We start from the raw sequence: 16,697 nt of genomic DNA, 5'->3' as shown, positions 1-16,697 counted from the left end.
AGAAAGGAACACCCATGTCGAAGAAGAGGACGCCCTCGATCGGCGATCCGTTGGCCGAGTTCGAGCGCGGCGCACCGAAGGTGTCCGAGAGTCCCCAGGGTGCGGCCAAGCCGACGCGGTTGACCGTGGACATCCCGCCGGGGTTGCAACGGCTGATGCAGACGACCAAGGGGAAGACCAACAAGTCGATCAAGACCATAGTGCTCGAGGCGCTCGCCGGTTATCCGCCGCTCCTGGCGTCTCTGGAGGGGCTGATCGCCGAATCGCGCTTCAAACACCACGACATCGACGACCCGCGTCAAGCGTTGGCCGCCGAGTACCCCGACGTGGCCGAATTCCTCGCCACGGTGAACAAGGAGAGAAAGGACCCGGGGGAATGAAAGATAAGAAAACCACCGCCGAGCCGGAGATCGATCCGGCGGCGCTGGAGGTGCGGCTCGAGCATGCGCGTAAGCGCCGAGAGCTGCTGGACGGTACCGCCCTCGAGGCGCTGGTGAATGCGCCTTCGGATGACGAATTGACCCGCCGGCGGGAACTCGCCGAGCGTATGCGGGATCTGGAGCTGCGCCGGCAGTGGCGTATAGCGGAGGCCGAGAACAAGGCCGCCGACGCCGACCTGGCATTGGCCGCCGAGCTACAGGCCGCCGACCACGACGATATGCGCGTCGCGCGTAAGGCCATGGCTCTTCAGCGGCGCAGTGTCGACCCGCGGGCGCGGATGGCCCGCTTGCACCGGTGGAGGACCGGCGTCACCTACATTTTCGCCGGTGTGGTGGTGGCCTGTGTGCTCATCTCGGCCACCACCGTGCAGCGCAATATCGCCGGTGATGCCGAGATGACCACTATTCGGTGGTGGGCGGGGTTCTTCTTCGAGGCCACGGTGTCCCTGATCCTGTTGGGGTTGATGGCCACGCGCATGAGCACCCACGAATGGGGTGAGGAGCTGGACAAGACCTGGGCCATCCCTGCGGAGGTGGCGCTGTTGGCGACCTCGATCGCGCTCAATGTCGGCAAGTACGTCGCCGATGACGATTGGGGTCAAGCGGCGGTGCATGCGATACCGCCGGGGATGATGACGGTGGCGGTGCTGTTGCACACCCCGGTGTCGGAGGCTTTCTCCCGGGCGATGGCAAAGGCCCACGCTACGGTCGCCGAGCTCGACGCCGAGCTACGCCAGGCCGCTACCGTAGGCGGCGCTACCGTAGCCGCTACCGTAGGCGCTACCGTAGGCGAGCGCTACGGTAGCGACTCCGGCGGACTCTCGGCGGCCACTACCGTAGGCCGGGCTCTGCGGTATGGCGTAGCCCCGGGGGGTCGGAGGGGGAATCGGGACGACGAAACGGGGCATCCAACCGTAGGCGCCACCGCCCTGGCCGAGCCGGTAACCGTAGCCGTACCGTACGCGACCGGACGTGAAACCGTAGACCCGCAGGGTGGTGGCGTCGACTCCACGACGACCGTGGACATCGAGCGGCCGACCGCCGCGAGTGAGGACACCGAGGCCACCGGTGGGCCCGAAGCGGCGACCCGGGGCGCCGGCGATTTCGCCGAGACCCCGTTGACCGGCGCCGATGACTCGGCGGCGAAGCCGGCAAAGGTCGCCGGCGCCGATGCCGGTTTCGACTACGGCGTGGACTACGGCGTCGGTACCGTAGCGCCGGATACGGCCGCGGGTGTGGTCGCGGACTCCGGTATCGCTTCCGCGACCGGTGTCCCGGCGGCGGCGCCGGTCGTCAACCGTAGCGGCGAGGGGGTGTCTACCGTAGGCGAACCGTATGCCGGGGTGGCCGCCGTAGGCCCTCGAACCGTGGACGGCGACGAGGCGACCGCTACCGGAGCACCGCGCCCCTCTGGTGTGCTGCACACCGTAGGGGTGGACGCGGCGCGCTCTACGGTGGACCCGGCAAACACCGAGCACGCCTATCTGTGGGCGTTGGCGTCGAAGGTGTACGACGAGTGCAAGCCGCGTAAGTACGACGTGGGCGACGTGGCGCGGATTCTGATCACCAGCCGTAGCGTCACTCCCCCGATGACGGGATGGCAGATCTACGACCGTGACAAGAAGGCCGGCGCGAAGTACGTGCACCACCGCAGTGCCAGCGATTGGATCGCCAAGGCCGAGGAGATCGAGGCCCGTGAGGCGCAGGAGGCCCGGCGGTTGGCCAAGGTGACCCCGTTGCTGCGGAAGGAGGGGTAGCCCCTCCACGCCCTTATCCGTTTCGTCCACAGGAGAACGCCCCGGCGGGTCCAGTCCGCCGGGGCGTTCTCATGCTCATGGTGGACAATGTTCGGTGGTCCCCGGCGGACTGGACCCGCCGGGGGCCGCACCGGGGTCGTTTCGGGCGGTAGGGGGTTTCCGAACGAACAACGGCCGGGCCCGCGGTGTGCGGGCCCGGCCGTTTCGCGTGCCGAGAGCGCAGCACCCCGGCGTTCTGGACTCGCCGGGGTGCTGCGGGTGGGGTGGTGTTTCAGAGGTGCCAGGCGGTCACGGCGGTCACGGTGGCGCGGGTGACCACGTCGAACCGGGCGCGGACCAGGCCGAGGGTCTTGGCCTGGGTGGTGAGTCCGGCGGCGGCGGTCTCGGCCTCGGCGCGGTCGGTCCACACGGTGTAGGGCCGGTCGTTGGCGCGGTCGGTTTCCGAGCAGTACAGCTCACCGTCGGCCATGCGGATGGCGAATGTGTGGCTGATGCGGGTGGGCGGGGCCGGAAACTGTTTGTCCAGTTGATCCAGGTCGGCCGGGGTCAGCGGTGCGGGGGCCGGCGATGCGGCCGGGGGGACGTAGTCGGTGGCGGGCACCGCGGCGGTGGTGACGTCGGGCAGGCCGAACCAGTTCGCGGCGTCGGTGGCGGCGGCCTCGGCGCTGGCGGCGGCCTCGGCGGCGGTGGTGAACCGGGCCGGGGTGGTGGTGTCGTCGCTTTCGGGGTCGGGAATGGCGTAGCCGTCCACGGTGGCGAGGTATCCCGCGCCGAGGGTGGGAGTGGTCATGGTGTCCTCCGTCATCGTCGTCATAAACCCACTTTACCACATTCCCACATTCCCACATTTGTGTATCAGTGGGATTGTGGTGCTACCGGGGCCGGATACCGGTGACCAGTGTCCGCCCGTCCGGGCCGGTGGTGGTCGTAATCACCTGATCGATAATCGAGGGCTCGTCCTCACCGGGTTTTTGCTGCTGGATCTGCACATCCCACCTACGGCCGTCGGTGTCGGCGGCGGTGATGGTCACGCAATAGCGGACCCCGGCGGGGTAGGAGTCGATACCGGCCTGTATGGTGCCCGCATCGGGTACCAGCGCGTCCGGGGTCGTCAACGCCCGTACCGCCGTGGCCGACCGATCCACGTAGTAGGCCCATTCGATCGCCTGGATCACGCCCGGCCCGCTGCCGGTGTCGCCGGGATCGGCGCCGATGACAACCGACTCGGTCACGGTGCGGCGGCAAGTGCCGGTGGCGTGCTCCCACATGCCCGACGCGGCGGTGGCCGCCGCCGGCGAGACCGCACCCGCCGAGGCATCGGCCGCTCCGGGGACGGTTTGGCCGCGCTCGGCGGCCCGCACGTTGACCCACACCACGACCCCGACCACGCCCACCACACCGGCGAGCGCAGCGGCACCCAGCAGACCGCGCAGCCAGCGCGGCCCGCTGCCACCGACCCGCACCCGCTGATCGGGCAGGCGACGCACCCCCGCACCGGCGCTGTCCCCGGTGCGATCCCGAAACGCCGCCATAGCCACCGGATCGTCGTAGTCGGGCACCACCCATTTGCCGGTTCCGCTCGCCGAGGATGTCTCGGTGGCGGAGGTCGAGGCATCGGCTCCGGCGGCGGGATCGACCCATGCGTCCCAATCGCCGGTGAACTTGTCGGTCTCGACCTCGGGGACGGGGACGGGTTTCGCGTCGTCGACGGCGCCCACGTTCTCGGCCAGGGCGGTGTAGGCGGGCAGGCCGGGAAGCTCGAACACATTCGCCGGCGCCGCCGCCTCCTGGTCCTGGTCCTCGTCGCGGGTGCCGAGGTCGCGGCCGGTGTAGTCGGCCAACACCTCCTCCGGTACGTCGATATCGCGGTCCCACGGGTTGGTCATGGTCATTCACCTCTACTGGGTCTGTCCGGGGGTAAGGGTCATCCCCGGTTGCGTGGTGCGGCGCGGCCGGGACTGCTCGCCGGATTCCGGGCGCGCGGCGGGGGGCACCACCGCACCCGACGGGGGCGGGGGTGGTGGTGCTGCGGGAGGTTGCGGCGAGGCCGGCGGCGCGGGCTTGGTCTTCGGCGCGGGCGCCGGGGCGGGGTCGGGCGGGGTGTCGGTGTGCGGGGGCTCCGGGCGGGCGGGGCCCCCGAGGCCGGCGAACAGGCCGCCGGCGGGCGAAGCCGGCGGGGCGGGTTTGTCGCCGCCGGGGCCGGTGCCCAGCCCCTCGAGGCCGCTCACGCCGGCGCCGGGGCCCTCGGTTCCGGTGGCGGAAGAGGCCCAGGTGGACAGGCCTTCCTCGGCCAGTTTCGCGGCGGTGTCCACCCCGTGCGTGGCCACCTGCACTATTCCGTCGACCATCTTGGTGCCGACCGTCACGGCCCCGTCGATCGCGGCAGTACCCAGGGCGACACCGCCTTGGATCAGCGCGTTCTGCAGGGCGATCTGAGCGGCTGTCGCCGGATCGGTCACCACCGGTTGGGGTGCGCCCACCCCGGGCTCGGTGGCGGTGTACGGGGCGGTCCCGGGAGCCACGAGCCGCCCGTCGTGAATCTGCCAATTTCCGGGCACGGTAACCCTCGGCGCGGTAGGCCCCTGGTCGTATTCCACCGCGCGGCGGCGGTGATCGTCCATCTCCGCGCGGGCAGCGTTGACCACGCTCACGCCCTCGCCCAGCGCTTTTGCGGCCTTACCCACGATGGCGTCGACATCGGCCTGCGAGGTCGCGGTGGCGACCATCGTGCGCGCCTCGTGGCGGAATCCGGCGATGATCGCGTCCAGCGCGGCGGCGGCGGTGCCCCGGGTGGCGTAGGCGTCGCCCAACAGCCGTGACAGCGCGCCGTAGTGGTCGGCCAGCGCCGAGACCTCGGTGGCGGTACGGCGGATCACCGGTACCCCGGCGGTGGCGGTACCGGTGGACTCGAGCGCATACAGCGCCGAGGACGCCGGCACATCTGCGGCCACGGTGGCGTCGGCCGCCGCTTTCAACGCCTCGACCAGCTCCGTCGGCATCACCCCGTCCCCGAGCGCGCCGCGCAGCTCGAGCAACGGCGCGATCAGCGCGGCCACGAGCGGCGGGTCGGCCGGGTCCGGCGCGGCTGCCGCCGGTGTGACATGCGGATTCGAGCGCATCAGAGCACCTCCGCCGCGGCGGTGTTCAGAGCGGTCGCGGTCTGCGCGTCGGTGTCGGCAAGTGCCGCACCGGCGGCGGCCACGGTGGCGGCGTAGCCGTTGACCAGGCCCAGCGCCAGGCGCACGGTGCGCGCCTGGGTGGCCATCGCCGCGGCGAAGGCCGCCGCGAAATCGGCGCCCAGGACTCCCAATCCGGCCGACAGGTCCACCTCCGCCGCGGTCTCGGAATGGCCGGCGGCAGTGTCGAGCAGCTCGGCGATACGCGCCGACGCGGCGGTGTACATCGCGGCGGCGTCCGGGTCGAACCGGACATGTTGTTCGGATTGTTCGGACACAGGTCCCCCTTGTCGAAACGGTGTGATCGGCGACAGGTCAGGCATCGGATTCACCGCCGGCGCGTCGGTTCGCTCCGCGTGCGCCGCGAGCGCCGCCGCGGCGATTGGACCGGCCGCCACCGCGTGGGCGGTGAGTGGTGGGGCCTGCGGGTTTGCCGGCGGGCTTGCCGACCAGCTCGGCCGGCGAATCGGGAACGCGGGTGCTGTAGACGCCCGCCGATGCCAGTCCCGGAATCTCGCGCACGTATTTCGAGGTGGACTCGCAGATGGCGGCGGCCATCTCGACATCGACCAATGGCACCTTGAATCGGACGTAGCCGCCCTGTCCGTCGGTTTTGATGGTGCCCACGCCGCGGTATTTGTCCTTGAGGATCTTGCGGGTGGACATGTCGGGGTATTCCGAGATCTCCTCGCCGAGCGCGGCCACCTCCATGGCGCGGCTACGGGAGGGGAAGCTGATCGCGTAGGGGGCCACGTCGCGGATGGCGGTCGGGATGGCGTCCCCGGTGCCCTTCTGCGTGGCCCAGATCAGCCAGATACCGGCCGCGCGCCCCATCTTCTGCAACCGTTTGGCCAGCTCGACGTTCTCGGCGATGATCCCGATCAGCAGCTTGTTGTCGTCGCTGACCGGCTTGACGTCGGTGGTCAGATACTCCTGACATTCGTCCATGAATGCCGCGATGAACGGCACATCGACGGTGGGTCCGTGCTGCCAGAATTGATCGACGCCCCACCATTTATGCATGTTGTTGAGGCGGCGCATCATCTCGGTCTCGAGGCCACGCAGCAACTGGTTCACATCCCACGGGTCGCCGCTGCTCAGGTGGGAGAACCGGGGCGCCAGCGCCCGGAAATCACCGAAGGACTCCCGGGTCGCCTTGCCGTTGGCGCCGACCATCTGCACCTCCGGGCTCGGCGCCAGTTGGCACACCCAGTACTGAAGGCAGTTGGTCTTACCGAATCCGGAGGCGCCGAACACGGTGGTCGAGTTGTTCTCCTTGAGCTTCAAGAAGACATCCTCGCCGTCCTGCCCGCGTCCCAGCCGCAATCGGTGCAGCGCCTTGTGCTTCTGGTCCTCGGGTAGATCGGCGCCGAGCCGATCCGGCATCGGCATGTGCTCGACGATGGTCATCGGGTCGTTGACCAGCGCTCGCACCTGGAAGAAACCCGGGTCGGTGTCCACCAGGTCGACGATTTGCAGATCCCGCATCTTCCACACGTCCGACAGGTTTTTGGCGCGCCTGCGGAACTCTTCGGCGCCCACTCCGTCGACGGCCTCCACGCGTATGGTCACCCCGTAGGGGTCGGCGTAGACATCGTGCACCTTCGGCACGATGAAGCGCGGATTCGGCGCCTTGGTGTGGCCGCCGCCCACCCGTTCGCCGAAGGTGGGCATCTCGTCGACGACCACCAGTTTGTGACGGCGCATCGTGCGATCCCAGGTCCGTTTGATGTGCGCGGCGCGACGCACGTTGGCGCGCACGTCCTTGTCGCCGATTCTCCAATACATTGTCATTCCGTACCTGCGCGCCATCTGATAGACGGTCGCGATACCTATTGCAGGCCCGCCGGTGAGGGCGAGCGGCGCAAATTCTGAAATCATGAACTCATGGTATCAATTTATCGGTGGTCGGAACCACCCCATCGCATACCGAAACCCGGCAACGACCAGCGCTGTCAATCGCTTCCGGCCGCACCGACACACCCGCCCCGAACACGCCGCACACACCTCGCACCCGCGACACCGATGCATCAACAGGCGCCCGCGCTCCACGCGCCGCGGACCCGGCGTCGGGATCAACGGACCCCCCGCCCCGTACGGCCGGACCGGCTCGACTGCTGCCATGCCTGCCCCTGTCCTCGTTTCGTCCACACCGAGTCAGACGCAACCGAGAGGCGTTCGGTTCCAGTTGCTTCGGCATCGAACCACTTGCCGCCCGGCAGCGGTCGCACATCGGTCACCGGGCCGGGGACTTCGTACACGCGATAACCGGGATTCCACACCGCCAACGCGGCGACGAACCGGGCCACCACCTCAGGCTCGGCGCTGTAGCGCACACTGTGACACCCGGCGCCGAAATCGACGCGCACCACCACTTTCGACCGCTGCGGAAGATCACCCAACCCCGTCGCCTCACCGCTTCCGATATGGGTCGCACCCGGCGCCGGGGTTGGGCACATCACCCGGCGCCGGGGCTCGGCATCGAGCATGAACGGCCGAGGCGCCGAATTTTGTCCCAGAAGGGACAAACGGCAGGACGCACGACGAAAACCCGTGTCAGGGAGCCAACTCCGGGGCAAGGCGGAGCCGGTAGGCCAACCCCCGCAGATGCCGCCCCCCGGCATCACGACGCGCGGCACGCAAATGATCGGCCACGGCCTCACGTACGAACACATCGGCATAGAATCGCTGCGGGGCGCACCGTTCGGCAGCGAGCAGCATCTGCACCCCCTCGTCCCGACGCCGAGGATCGGTGAGCAGGGCGCGCCCGACCTCCATATGGAACTCGGCCTGCCGCGAGAGACTGGGCAGCGCGGCCACGTTCACCGTGCGCGCCTGTTCGGCGATACGCGCCCCGTCACCGAGCTCGTGCCCGATGCACACCCGCCACACACCCACATTCGCCGTGCCGAACCACATGTGCCCGAAGGTGCCCACCTCGGTATCCAACCGCGTGGCCAGGGCCTCGGCCTCGGCCAGATGACCGGTCGCGGCGTCGCGATCCCCTTGCACCGCACACGCCAACGCCGCCGACAGATGCAACATCCCCGACGCCTGCACCACCTCGGCATCATCGAGATACGGGCGTAGCTCGTCGGCGGTACGTATCGCACGCCGATACTGCTCCGGACGACTCAACCCACCCGTGGCATCCCCGCGCAACCACGCGGCATACCCACGCCAGGCCGGGGACTCCAACTCCTCGGCACACTGCCCGGCCGCGCGAGCGGCCAGCAGCGGCAGACCACGCCCGCCGAGCCGCTTGGTCGTCCACACCGCCGACGAATAGCAGACGATCAACCCCACCAATGCATCCCGACGTCGGGTCGGCACCCGGGCGTGGACAGCATGCAACTCGGCCAACAGCCGGGGCACCAACTCGATCTGTTCGGCATAGTCGGATGTGCCGTAGGTCAGATGAGCGAGCCGGTCGAGGTCCGCGGCGATCTGCGGCCAGTCCCGGACCGGGCATTCGGGATCGTCACCCAGTTCGTGGGCGTCGAGGGCGTACTCCACCGCGGCCAGGCCACGGCGGGCGGCCTCGGTGGCATCCGGCGGCGAGCCCGCCCACGGCGCGGTGTGGAATTCGGCCGGCGACACCTGCAAGGCCCGTGCCAGGGCCTCGAGGGTGCGCCGATTGGACACCGGTTTCTCCCCCCGTTCGAGCTTGCCCAGATATCCGTAGCTGATACCGGCCAGCCCGGCGGTGACCTGGAGACTCTGTCCGCGCCAGGCCCGGATCTCACGCAGTCGCCGACCTACCTCGTTGGGCGGCATATCGGGGACATCGAAAACGCTCATCACGACACCTCTCGACACGGGCGCGCTCGACCGCCACCCACGCTACCGACCCACCGTTTCGGTTTCGGGATGCGGTTCAGGCGACGGCGGTCGGCGGCACCGACAGGCGGAACCGCCGGTCGGGCAGCGGTGGCGCGGATCTGCCCGGCCATCGCGTTTCCCCGGATGCGGGGGCGGGGGCGGGGGCGGGGCATGGTGCCGATGTTCCGGCCCGCCGGTGGGGGTTGGGGTCAGGCGAGCGCGTCGGCGATCTCGGCGATGCGGCGCAGGTTCGCGGCGAATTCCGCGGTGTATCCGTCGGCCGCCTCGCGGGCGGTGGTGGCCAGGATGGCGAGGCTGTCCCGATCGGGGCGCCCCCGGCCGATGCTGTTGATGGCTTTCACCGCGGCATCGAGAACGTCTTGCCAGGAATCGGAGCCGAGGGCGACGTAGTTGCCGCCGACGTAATAGGCGGCGTCGTCGATGGTGCGGGCCTGAAGTTCTTTGAAGAGTTCGATGTTGTTGGTCATTGTCCTACCCTCTCCTCGTTTCGTTCTGTAGACCACTCTACAACAAGATTGTAGATCTGTCTACACCAGGAACGGATATTGCGAAATGAAGGCGGCGAGAAAATCGAAACGGCCGGCCCGCATTCCGCGTGACCGGCCGTTTCTCGGCGAGCGTCGCCCGGGTTCACCGCCGCCACCGCACCACCATCGGGGCGGCGCCGGTGAGCATCTGCCACAGGGACTCCACTCGTACGGTCAGCTCCGCCGTGGTGGTGACGCCCAATTCGGCGAAGAGGTCCGCGATGCTCGGGACGATGGCGCCGGTTTGGGCGGCCAGCAGCGCCGCGGCCTCATCGAGGGAGAGGTCGGCGATGCCCACGCCGTGGGCGGCGCGGGCAGCACGATCGGCGGCCTTGAATGCGCGGCCGGTGACGGTGATGTCGGCGATGCCCACGCCGTGGGCGGCCTTGGCGGTTTTGGTGGTCGCGACAGCGGAGATGCGGGCGGCGGTCTTGCTCATTTCGGGGCTCCTGTCCTCGTTCCGTTCTGTAGATCACTCTACAGCAAGATTGTAGATCTGTCTACAGATGATCTCGTGTCGCCCCCTTCCCCCATCGCCACGCCGCCCACACTCCGGTACGCCCACCCCCGACCGGACGGGCGTACCGGGGTCGTCAATCCCGCAGACCGGCCCACTTGAGCAGGGCCATACGGTCGATACCGAGCGCAGCCGCGGTGCCGCTCTGCGACCTCCCCTCGCCGAGGGCCGATACCCCCAGAGCGCGGACCACGGCGCGGGCGCGCTCCTCCTCCCGCCGCGCGTCGGCCAGCACCGCCCCGGCGTCCTCGAGGGTGATCTCACCGCGCCACCACCGCACGACCGCGCGCACCGCCGCGGTCCGCAGCTCGATGCCCAGGATCGGCTTTCGGGTGGCCAGATCGGCGTCCAAGCGGGTGAGTCGGTCCCGCTGCGCCGGGGTGAGGGTGCCCCAGTCGGGGCCGATTCGGCAGGCGATATCGGTGTCGGTGTCGGTGTCGGGCATGGTGTGCTCCGTTCTTCTCTCGGGTTTGTAGAACAGTCTACACCGAGAATGTAGACGAATCTACAACGAGATCATCGGGCCGTGCCCGTCAATCGCTTTCGGCCGGACCGCACCGGCACACCCGCCCCGGGCACGCCGTACACACCCCGCACCCCACACACCGGTGAATCCGCACATGACCGCACACGCCGACCACCGCGACACCGGTACGCGGCGGGATCAACGGCCCCCCATCGGCATAGGACCGCGGCACCTCCGTCGACGCGACATCCACCACCCGAATCCCTCCCTTTCGGCGCTGATTTCGATTCTGAGCCACGTTTTCATGCCGAGGTAGCCGAGATACCGGATTCACCCCGATCGGCCGTCCTGCGCAAATCTGGCAGGGTTTTTCGGGCGCTGTTGCGCACAGTGCCCCGCCGGCCGGCCGAACGTGCCGCCTCGAGCGCGGCCCGTTTCGCCGGCGAGTCGGGGGCGGCCACCTTTTTCGCCGACCTCGGTCCCGAATCGTGCACCACCAAGGTCGGCCCGACCACCCGCACCGGCGGCGCCGGGGGAGTGTCGCGAATGGCCCGGACCAGCCGACCCGGACCGGCCTGTCCGTCGCACTCGGCGCACAGGCGCCGGTACAGCGCATCGGCCGACCACCCGCCGGCGAGCAGAGCACTCACCGCCCGGTGGTGCTGACGGATCACCTGTGGCGTGGCCAGCCGTTCCGGCAACCGGGCCAGCAGTGCCGCCCCGGCCGAATCCGGCGCCGCCGGCGCGGTGTCGTGCTCACCCCGGCGCCGGCCGCGGTTCCGGTCGGTATTCGAGACATCGACAGGCAGGCAGGCAGGCGCGGCCTCGGCCGCGTTCGGCGCGGCGGCGCTAGTGAGATCCGTTACCTGCCTGCCTGCCTTTATCTCCGTCTTTATCTCCGTTTTGTTTATAACGCCTGGTTTTCCGACGCCTGGTTTTCCGACGCCTGGTTTTCCGTCCTGGTCCCGACCTGCGGTTTTGGCCACCAATCTTCCCACCTTTGGGAAACTTCCCAGAGGTGGGGAATCCGGCGCGGCAGGGTGCTCGGTGACCGGATCGGCGCCGACGTCCTCGGCCGGACCCGATTGCGGCCGGGCGTAGACCGTGAGATTGGTGCGCCACCTACCGCCCTCGTCGCGGTACTTCTCCCGCCGCACCAGCCGCGCGCGCTCGAGCTCGGCCATCGCCGCACGCACCGCATCACGCCCCTCGGTGGCCCACCTCTGAGCCACCTCGTCGGCCGTACACCGCCACCCCGGCGGAAACGATCGAATCAATTGATGCAGGCCACGCGCCCGCAGCGACAGGGCGCCGTTTTGGGCCACCTCGTTCGTCGTGATGACAAACCCGCTGGTCACATCGTCGTCGGCGCGAATGATGTCCACGTGTGTAGCTGTCCGTTCCACTCGGGAATCGGCGCCGCTCGACGGGCGGGGAAGGTCTCGAACGCGCGGACACGACGGCGGCGGTGTGGAGATGTCACCGCCAGCCTGTATCCTCGTACACGCGAACGTGCCGACCCCCCTCGGTGCGAGCGCCCCGATTCGGGTTTGGTGCCCGGTCTCTCGATTCGATTGGTCCCGATAACGAGAGGCCGGGCTTTCGTCTTGTCTGCCCACAGACGGTGTCGAGCCCATCACACCGCGCCTTCGGCGCCGGTGAGCGACACACCCCTGTTCAGGTCCATTCGAGCCTCGAGCCTACACGCCAAAACCGCCGTCGCGGAACGGTATCCACGACGGCGGTTATGGCCTTCCAACTGGGCTTACGCCCCGTGTCGGTCGCGATCTTGCCAAGCCGCACGGTGCCACGCGCACAGCAACAGCGCCGCACCGGCCACGGTGCGCCGGTACCGGGCCCGGGCCCGACGCCGGTAAACGCCGTTCGTCTCGTACTGCACCGCGAAACATTCGTCACACGAGACGCTCCGCGACGGGGGGATCTGCGTCCACCGCACCGTGCGCCCCTCGGCCCGATGGGCGGGATCGGCACCGAAGCGATGCGATATCGGCGCACCGGTCTCGACCGTCATGTCCCTCAGCGAATCCCGACGACCGCTCATGCCGCATCGCCGCCCACGCCCCGTTTCCGTGCGGCCAGAATCCGCACGGCCTCGGCGGCCATGTCGGTCACCGCGGTGAGGGCGAACCCCCACAGCAGCCCCGCGGTCGGATCGTCCTCGACGGGAGCGAACACCTTGTCCAACACACGCTCGGGCACCTCCCGCGACGGGAACGAGGTTCCGGCGGTGTGGGCCTCTCGCACGGTGTGCAGGAACACCGTGGCCACCCGCGCGCCGTTGCCGTCGTGCATGCGCTGCTCCCACACCGCCGCCAGTGCGTCACGCAGCTCGGTGTACAGGCTCATTCGCCACCTCCGGCCATCGTGAGGGCATCGGCGGTCTCCGGGGCCGGGAAACGACCCTCCAGGCGGCCGGCCACCGCATCCGCGCGGAGGTCACCGATGAGGATGTCGACGGCGGTCCGCACCGCACAGGCGGCGGATATCACCCGGAACAGGTTCCCGAACCGCGCCGCCTCGGCCAACCCCGCCACGGCGGCGGTCACCTCGTTCACGTGCGCATCCAGCGCGGCGGCCAGCTCGCCCGCGCTGCGCGGTGTCGGCGCGGTCATAACCGAACCTCCTCGGCGGCCTCGGTGTAGGTCGCGGCGATGTCCAACAGGTCCGTGGGAACGGTCTCGAGCACCAGCGCGGCCAGCAGCTCGGCATCCAGCGCGCCGTCCCACAGCGGGCCGGTCACCCGATCGGCCACCACGCACGCGGTCTCGGCCAGGTCCTCAGCCGCACGGGCCAAGGTGGGCGCATCGGCGACCGTGGCGGCGTACAGCACCGCCAGGGCCTTGGCGGCCGAATCGGCCAGCGCGGCCACCGCCGGCGCCTCGGCGCCGACCGCCTCGGTCGTGAAGTCGTTGTCGTGTGTCATGAGAGGGGGTCTCCTCGATAATGTCGAGGGGCGCCGGGCGTGTTGGGTACGCCCGGCGCCCCATCGGATTCGGATCGCTGATCAACGGAAAGCGGAAGCGGAAATCGGCGCGATCACCCCCTTACCGGCCGGGACGACCTTGCCGCGCTCGGCGAGCAACCGCAGGGCGGCCGGTTTGATCCGGCACACCGTCGGGTCATCGGGCGGGCACATCATGTGCTGGCGGCGGATCTGCATGGCCTCCCCGACCGTCAGACCGAGACCGGGGTTGCGACACGACCACGCCGACAGGACCAGGTCCTGACCGAAGACCGCACCGGTGACGCCATCCACGGTCGCGGACGTACCGGTGACCCGGGGCCACCGGTCGATCATGTCGTCGACGATCGCGGTGAGATCCCGCACCTGCTGGCGCAGGGGGCGGCGACGTCGGAACATCACAGCTCCTCCGCCCCCGCCTCGGCCACGGAGTCAAGGGCGATGGGCCGCCCCGGGCCGTGCAGCCACGGACCGTAGTGGGTGCCGTGGACCGTGGTGGTCGCCTGCCGCCAGGCCAGACCGGGCCGGTAGCCCACCGCGCCGAAGGCGTCGGACACCAACGCGGCGAGCACCGTCTTGGCGATATCGACCACCGCGGCCGTCCGGAACACCCACGGGTTCTGCGTGGTCGGCCACAGCGACCGATCGGGCAGCAGAATGGCCCACTGCACCTGCAGGATCGGCGCGCCGCGACGGTCGTCGTCGTTGACGACGAGCTCGGTGGGCACCCACGGGATCGGGGCATCGGGATCGAGGGGGGATGCGGGGGGGGTCGTGGGTGGCGACCCCACTGGATAAATTGATACCATGGATTCATGATATCAATTTATTCGGGACGGAGCCAGACCGGAATCGACTCTCCTTCACCCCATACGCCACACCCGACCAGACCCCATGGTGCCAAGATTGGACCCATGGGCAGAAAGCCGGTGACCGACCGACCGACGACGAAAACGGCACGACCGCTGAACTTCCGCATGCGCAAAGACGACGCCGAGCTACTGGGCCACCAGCTCGACCGCGCCGGTCTGACCCGCCAACACCTGCTCACCGTCGGTATTCGCGAATGGCGCGCCGGCCACCTCCGGGTACACCCCGACGGCCGGGTCACCTACCCGCACCACCACCCCGACCGCACCGGCCGACCCCCACTCCCCAGCATCGGCGCCGACCCCGACGCCTTCATCGCCCACGTGCGCCTACAGCCCGACGACGCCGGACAGCTCAAACACGAGCTCTCCACGCCGGGGTGTCAACTGACCCGCCAACACCTGTTCATGGCGATCATCGGCGAATGGCGCGCCGGGCGCCTCGTGGTACACCGCGACGGTACCGTCACCTATCCCGACGACCCCCAGCCGATCCCGGCCCCCCCACTCCCGTCTCCGCCGTGATTCGACCCCTTCGGACCCCGCGGGCCCGGCGCACCCCTTCGGTGCACCGGGCCCGCGCCTTTTCCGTCGCGTATCGATTCGACCGGTTGGGTACATGATCCGGTTCGACCGAGGGAGCCGCACCCCCGGGAATGATTCCCACTTAACCACATTCCCACAAATACAGGTTCGCACATTCCCACATTTTTTGATATCATGGGTTCATGAAACCGATCACCCGGCGCGTCGGACGAACCAACCCCCTCGACCACCTCGCATTCCTGGGTCTTCTCGACGGCGTGGCCATGGCCGTCCCGTTCGTCGTGCAATGCGTTCGCCGGCTCGACGCCGACGTCATCGTCACGCTCGCGACCGGCGCGGCTGCCATGGTGGTTGCCCACCTCTACAGCCGTTATCGACGTCCACCGGCCCGCTGAGGCGGTAAAAAGAGCCGGTTCGTGATCGTTCCTCCGGCGTTTCGCAATCGGTCCGGTAGGACGACACCGCCAGATCAGCGAGTAGAAGAGTGGTTTATGGAACTAGTGCAACTATCATAGAATCAGGAAGATGTCCAAATAGATGGACACTACAAGCAGGCATCAGGGAGAGGGAAAATGAACAAATGGGAAAATATCAGCACAGAGGAGTTGCAGGAGCTCATAGAGTTCACGGCATCATCGGCGGTCCTTAAGGCATTCGATGTCGAAGCACTGTCCGATCTCACTGGGGGGATAGCAGCCAAACGGAACAAACCTACGGACAACGCGGAGACATTGCGGGGTATTGTTCGGTTTGCTCTGGGCGATGACATCGCAGATGAAGAACAGCGCAAAGCCCATCAGCGGATGTTCATCGAGAACCTGTACGCAGGCATTGAGCAGGAAGACTCAGACCTCCGGGAGATCGAGGCAGAACTGAACCGACGAGAGAGTGGCTCGGAAGATAGTCAGAGCAGTGATGGTTCCAAGTGGTCAGAGTATGACACAGAAACCCTGGTACTCATGGTTACCAATGAGCAAATCACTTACCGTGTTACCGAGTCCGATCGACTCGGATTGGACCGAATGATCGATGGAGTCAAAAGGCTTCAGAGAAGGCAGCGTGCCTTGAAGCGCCGGCAGTCGGGTACCTCAAGAACCAAGCGTGTTACCGATTCGGTTGTGTTTCGCGTGTTGATCCGAATCGCAGCAGGAATGGACAAACCACGTGAAGAGAGATTGAAGCATATGGATTTTGTCACAGATCAGATCATAAAAGTTCTTGCCGCAGCCGCTCGTGAGCAGAGTGACATCAAGGAAGAATTGTCCATGCGTGCCATGTCTGCTGAGGAAGAAACCAACTGACTCGAACCAGAGTACACCACGAACTCTTGCCAAAGTGAAACTTTGGCTTACCGCGGGAAACATCCAACGAGATGAGCTGTACACGCCGGACGAAAATCGGTGCTTGACAAGATCTCGCGCTGGCGTGTACACTCTAACTATGAGAGTAAGACTTTACCACTTGACAAGCTCACGAAGTGAGCTTCCATAACAATTCTGTTACTCTTTCACTCCCCCACTCGGGTTTGACCTCGTAACATAAGATATTGAACCCGAGTGGGGGAGTGAAAGAG

The 16,697-nt window shown here is 67.8% G+C and carries 21 protein-coding genes; 5 read left to right on the top strand and 16 right to left on the bottom strand.

Going from position 1 to position 16,697, the window contains the following annotated elements; genetic code table 11:
• Positions 1–14 precede the first annotated feature (14 nt).
• Both ON32_RS24070 and ON32_RS24065 read left to right on the top strand, forming a co-directional pair.
• Positions 15–380, top strand: coding sequence for a hypothetical protein (locus ON32_RS24070; protein ID WP_040793301.1), 366 nt, complete (start codon positions 15–17; stop codon positions 378–380).
• On the top strand, positions 377–2,197 hold the full coding sequence (locus ON32_RS24065) for a serine/threonine-protein kinase (protein ID WP_040793300.1): 1,821 nt from the start codon (positions 377–379) through the stop codon (positions 2,195–2,197). The genes ON32_RS24070 and ON32_RS24065 overlap by 4 nt, the downstream gene beginning before the upstream one ends.
• Before the next feature lie 271 nt (positions 2,198–2,468).
• Here ON32_RS24065 and ON32_RS24060 read toward each other — a convergent pair whose 3' ends face one another.
• The 16 genes from ON32_RS24060 to ON32_RS23975 form a co-directional block, all read right to left on the bottom strand.
• Positions 2,469–3,011: a hypothetical protein gene (locus tag ON32_RS24060; RefSeq protein WP_157224324.1), complete on the bottom strand. Its 543-nt coding sequence runs from the start codon at positions 3,009–3,011 to the stop codon at positions 2,469–2,471.
• Between the two features lie 58 nt (positions 3,012–3,069).
• A complete protein-coding gene (locus tag ON32_RS27340) occupies positions 3,070–4,083 on the bottom strand; it encodes a DUF8176 domain-containing protein (RefSeq protein ID WP_157224323.1) in 1,014 nt (337 codons plus the stop codon).
• A 12-nt stretch (positions 4,084–4,095) separates the two neighbouring features.
• On the bottom strand, positions 4,096–5,316 hold the full coding sequence (locus ON32_RS24050) for a hypothetical protein (protein ID WP_051133625.1): 1,221 nt from the start codon (positions 5,314–5,316) through the stop codon (positions 4,096–4,098).
• Positions 5,316–5,651 carry a hypothetical protein gene (locus ON32_RS27335; protein ID WP_051133624.1) on the bottom strand — a complete coding sequence of 112 codons (336 nt, stop codon included), beginning with the start codon at positions 5,649–5,651 and terminating at the stop codon, positions 5,316–5,318. The genes ON32_RS24050 and ON32_RS27335 overlap by 1 nt, the downstream gene beginning before the upstream one ends.
• Before the next feature lie 37 nt (positions 5,652–5,688).
• Positions 5,689–7,254 carry an FtsK/SpoIIIE domain-containing protein gene (locus ON32_RS24040; protein ID WP_157224322.1) on the bottom strand — a complete coding sequence of 522 codons (1,566 nt, stop codon included), beginning with the start codon at positions 7,252–7,254 and terminating at the stop codon, positions 5,689–5,691.
• A gap of 675 nt (positions 7,255–7,929) precedes the next feature.
• The gene (locus ON32_RS24030) at positions 7,930–9,174 is read right to left on the bottom strand and encodes a helix-turn-helix domain-containing protein (protein WP_051133623.1); all 1,245 of its coding nucleotides are present in this window, start codon (positions 9,172–9,174) and stop codon (positions 7,930–7,932) included.
• A gap of 230 nt (positions 9,175–9,404) precedes the next feature.
• On the bottom strand, positions 9,405–9,683 hold the full coding sequence (locus ON32_RS24025; RefSeq protein WP_040793296.1) for a hypothetical protein: 279 nt from the start codon (positions 9,681–9,683) through the stop codon (positions 9,405–9,407).
• 163 nt (positions 9,684–9,846) lie between these two features.
• Positions 9,847–10,182 carry a hypothetical protein gene (locus ON32_RS24020; RefSeq protein ID WP_040793295.1) on the bottom strand — a complete coding sequence of 112 codons (336 nt, stop codon included), beginning with the start codon at positions 10,180–10,182 and terminating at the stop codon, positions 9,847–9,849.
• Between the two features lie 154 nt (positions 10,183–10,336).
• Complete coding sequence (locus ON32_RS24015; protein WP_040793294.1) at positions 10,337–10,705, bottom strand: hypothetical protein; 369 nt, start codon at positions 10,703–10,705, stop codon at positions 10,337–10,339.
• 323 nt (positions 10,706–11,028) lie between these two features.
• The gene (locus ON32_RS27330) at positions 11,029–12,111 is read right to left on the bottom strand and encodes a hypothetical protein (RefSeq protein WP_051133622.1); all 1,083 of its coding nucleotides are present in this window, start codon (positions 12,109–12,111) and stop codon (positions 11,029–11,031) included.
• A gap of 380 nt (positions 12,112–12,491) precedes the next feature.
• On the bottom strand, positions 12,492–12,758 hold the full coding sequence (locus ON32_RS24000) for a hypothetical protein (protein ID WP_040793292.1): 267 nt from the start codon (positions 12,756–12,758) through the stop codon (positions 12,492–12,494).
• Positions 12,759–12,784: 26 nt separating this feature from the next.
• A complete protein-coding gene (locus ON32_RS23995; RefSeq protein WP_040793291.1) occupies positions 12,785–13,093 on the bottom strand; it encodes a hypothetical protein in 309 nt (102 codons plus the stop codon).
• The gene (locus ON32_RS23990) at positions 13,090–13,359 is read right to left on the bottom strand and encodes a hypothetical protein (protein ID WP_040793290.1); all 270 of its coding nucleotides are present in this window, start codon (positions 13,357–13,359) and stop codon (positions 13,090–13,092) included. The genes ON32_RS23995 and ON32_RS23990 overlap by 4 nt, the downstream gene beginning before the upstream one ends.
• A complete protein-coding gene (locus ON32_RS23985) occupies positions 13,356–13,670 on the bottom strand; it encodes a hypothetical protein (protein ID WP_040793289.1) in 315 nt (104 codons plus the stop codon). Before ON32_RS23985 ends, ON32_RS23990 begins: the two co-directional genes overlap by 4 nt.
• 81 nt (positions 13,671–13,751) lie before the next feature.
• On the bottom strand, positions 13,752–14,108 hold the full coding sequence (locus tag ON32_RS23980; protein ID WP_040793288.1) for a hypothetical protein: 357 nt from the start codon (positions 14,106–14,108) through the stop codon (positions 13,752–13,754).
• Complete coding sequence (locus ON32_RS23975; RefSeq protein WP_040793287.1) at positions 14,108–14,437, bottom strand: hypothetical protein; 330 nt, start codon at positions 14,435–14,437, stop codon at positions 14,108–14,110. Before ON32_RS23975 ends, ON32_RS23980 begins: the two co-directional genes overlap by 1 nt.
• Before the next feature lie 186 nt (positions 14,438–14,623).
• On the opposite strand from ON32_RS23975, the gene ON32_RS23970 reads away from it, so the two are divergent.
• The 3 genes from ON32_RS23970 (at position 14,624) to ON32_RS23960 (ending at position 16,425) form a co-directional block, all read left to right on the top strand.
• Complete coding sequence (locus ON32_RS23970) at positions 14,624–15,103, top strand: hypothetical protein (RefSeq protein ID WP_157224321.1); 480 nt, start codon at positions 14,624–14,626, stop codon at positions 15,101–15,103.
• A gap of 203 nt (positions 15,104–15,306) precedes the next feature.
• Entirely contained in the window at positions 15,307–15,519 is a 213-nt protein-coding gene (locus ON32_RS23965) for a hypothetical protein (RefSeq protein ID WP_040793285.1), read from the top strand.
• Positions 15,520–15,696: 177 nt separating this feature from the next.
• On the top strand, positions 15,697–16,425 hold the full coding sequence (locus ON32_RS23960; protein WP_040793284.1) for a hypothetical protein: 729 nt from the start codon (positions 15,697–15,699) through the stop codon (positions 16,423–16,425).
• Positions 16,426–16,697 lie beyond the last annotated feature (272 nt).

The sequence above is a fragment of the Nocardia paucivorans NBRC 100373 genome (genome assembly GCF_000308675.1).
In the GTDB taxonomy this organism is placed as follows: domain Bacteria; phylum Actinomycetota; class Actinomycetes; order Mycobacteriales; family Mycobacteriaceae; genus Nocardia; species Nocardia paucivorans.
Note: the sequence above shows the minus strand (reverse complement) of the source record. Positions and strands in the feature narration are given on the sequence as shown.

Excerpts from the sequence above, each read along its gene's own strand:
- ON32_RS24020 (WP_040793295.1), bottom strand. The coding sequence starts at position 10,182 with ATGAGCAAGACCGCCGCCCGCATCTCCGCTGTCGCGACCACCAAAACC.
- ON32_RS24025 (WP_040793296.1), bottom strand. The coding sequence starts at position 9,683 with ATGACCAACAACATCGAACTCTTCAAAGAACTTCAGGCCCGCACCATC.
- ON32_RS23960 (WP_040793284.1), top strand. The coding sequence starts at position 15,697 with ATGAACAAATGGGAAAATATCAGCACAGAGGAGTTGCAGGAGCTCATA.
- ON32_RS24030 (WP_051133623.1), bottom strand. The coding sequence starts at position 9,174 with ATGAGCGTTTTCGATGTCCCCGATATGCCGCCCAACGAGGTAGGTCGG.
- ON32_RS24040 (WP_157224322.1), bottom strand. The coding sequence starts at position 7,254 with ATGATTTCAGAATTTGCGCCGCTCGCCCTCACCGGCGGGCCTGCAATA.
- ON32_RS24065 (WP_040793300.1), top strand. The coding sequence starts at position 377 with ATGAAAGATAAGAAAACCACCGCCGAGCCGGAGATCGATCCGGCGGCG.
- ON32_RS24060 (WP_157224324.1), bottom strand. The coding sequence starts at position 3,011 with ATGACGACGATGACGGAGGACACCATGACCACTCCCACCCTCGGCGCG.
- ON32_RS24070 (WP_040793301.1), top strand. The coding sequence starts at position 15 with ATGTCGAAGAAGAGGACGCCCTCGATCGGCGATCCGTTGGCCGAGTTC.
- ON32_RS23970 (WP_157224321.1), top strand. The coding sequence starts at position 14,624 with ATGGGCAGAAAGCCGGTGACCGACCGACCGACGACGAAAACGGCACGA.
- ON32_RS23965 (WP_040793285.1), top strand. The coding sequence starts at position 15,307 with ATGAAACCGATCACCCGGCGCGTCGGACGAACCAACCCCCTCGACCAC.
- ON32_RS23985 (WP_040793289.1), bottom strand. The coding sequence starts at position 13,670 with ATGACACACGACAACGACTTCACGACCGAGGCGGTCGGCGCCGAGGCG.
- ON32_RS23990 (WP_040793290.1), bottom strand. The coding sequence starts at position 13,359 with ATGACCGCGCCGACACCGCGCAGCGCGGGCGAGCTGGCCGCCGCGCTG.
- ON32_RS24000 (WP_040793292.1), bottom strand. The coding sequence starts at position 12,758 with ATGACGGTCGAGACCGGTGCGCCGATATCGCATCGCTTCGGTGCCGAT.
- ON32_RS24050 (WP_051133625.1), bottom strand. The coding sequence starts at position 5,316 with ATGCGCTCGAATCCGCATGTCACACCGGCGGCAGCCGCGCCGGACCCG.
- ON32_RS24015 (WP_040793294.1), bottom strand. The coding sequence starts at position 10,705 with ATGCCCGACACCGACACCGACACCGATATCGCCTGCCGAATCGGCCCC.
- ON32_RS27340 (WP_157224323.1), bottom strand. The coding sequence starts at position 4,083 with ATGACCAACCCGTGGGACCGCGATATCGACGTACCGGAGGAGGTGTTG.
- ON32_RS23995 (WP_040793291.1), bottom strand. The coding sequence starts at position 13,093 with ATGAGCCTGTACACCGAGCTGCGTGACGCACTGGCGGCGGTGTGGGAG.
- ON32_RS23980 (WP_040793288.1), bottom strand. The coding sequence starts at position 14,108 with ATGTTCCGACGTCGCCGCCCCCTGCGCCAGCAGGTGCGGGATCTCACC.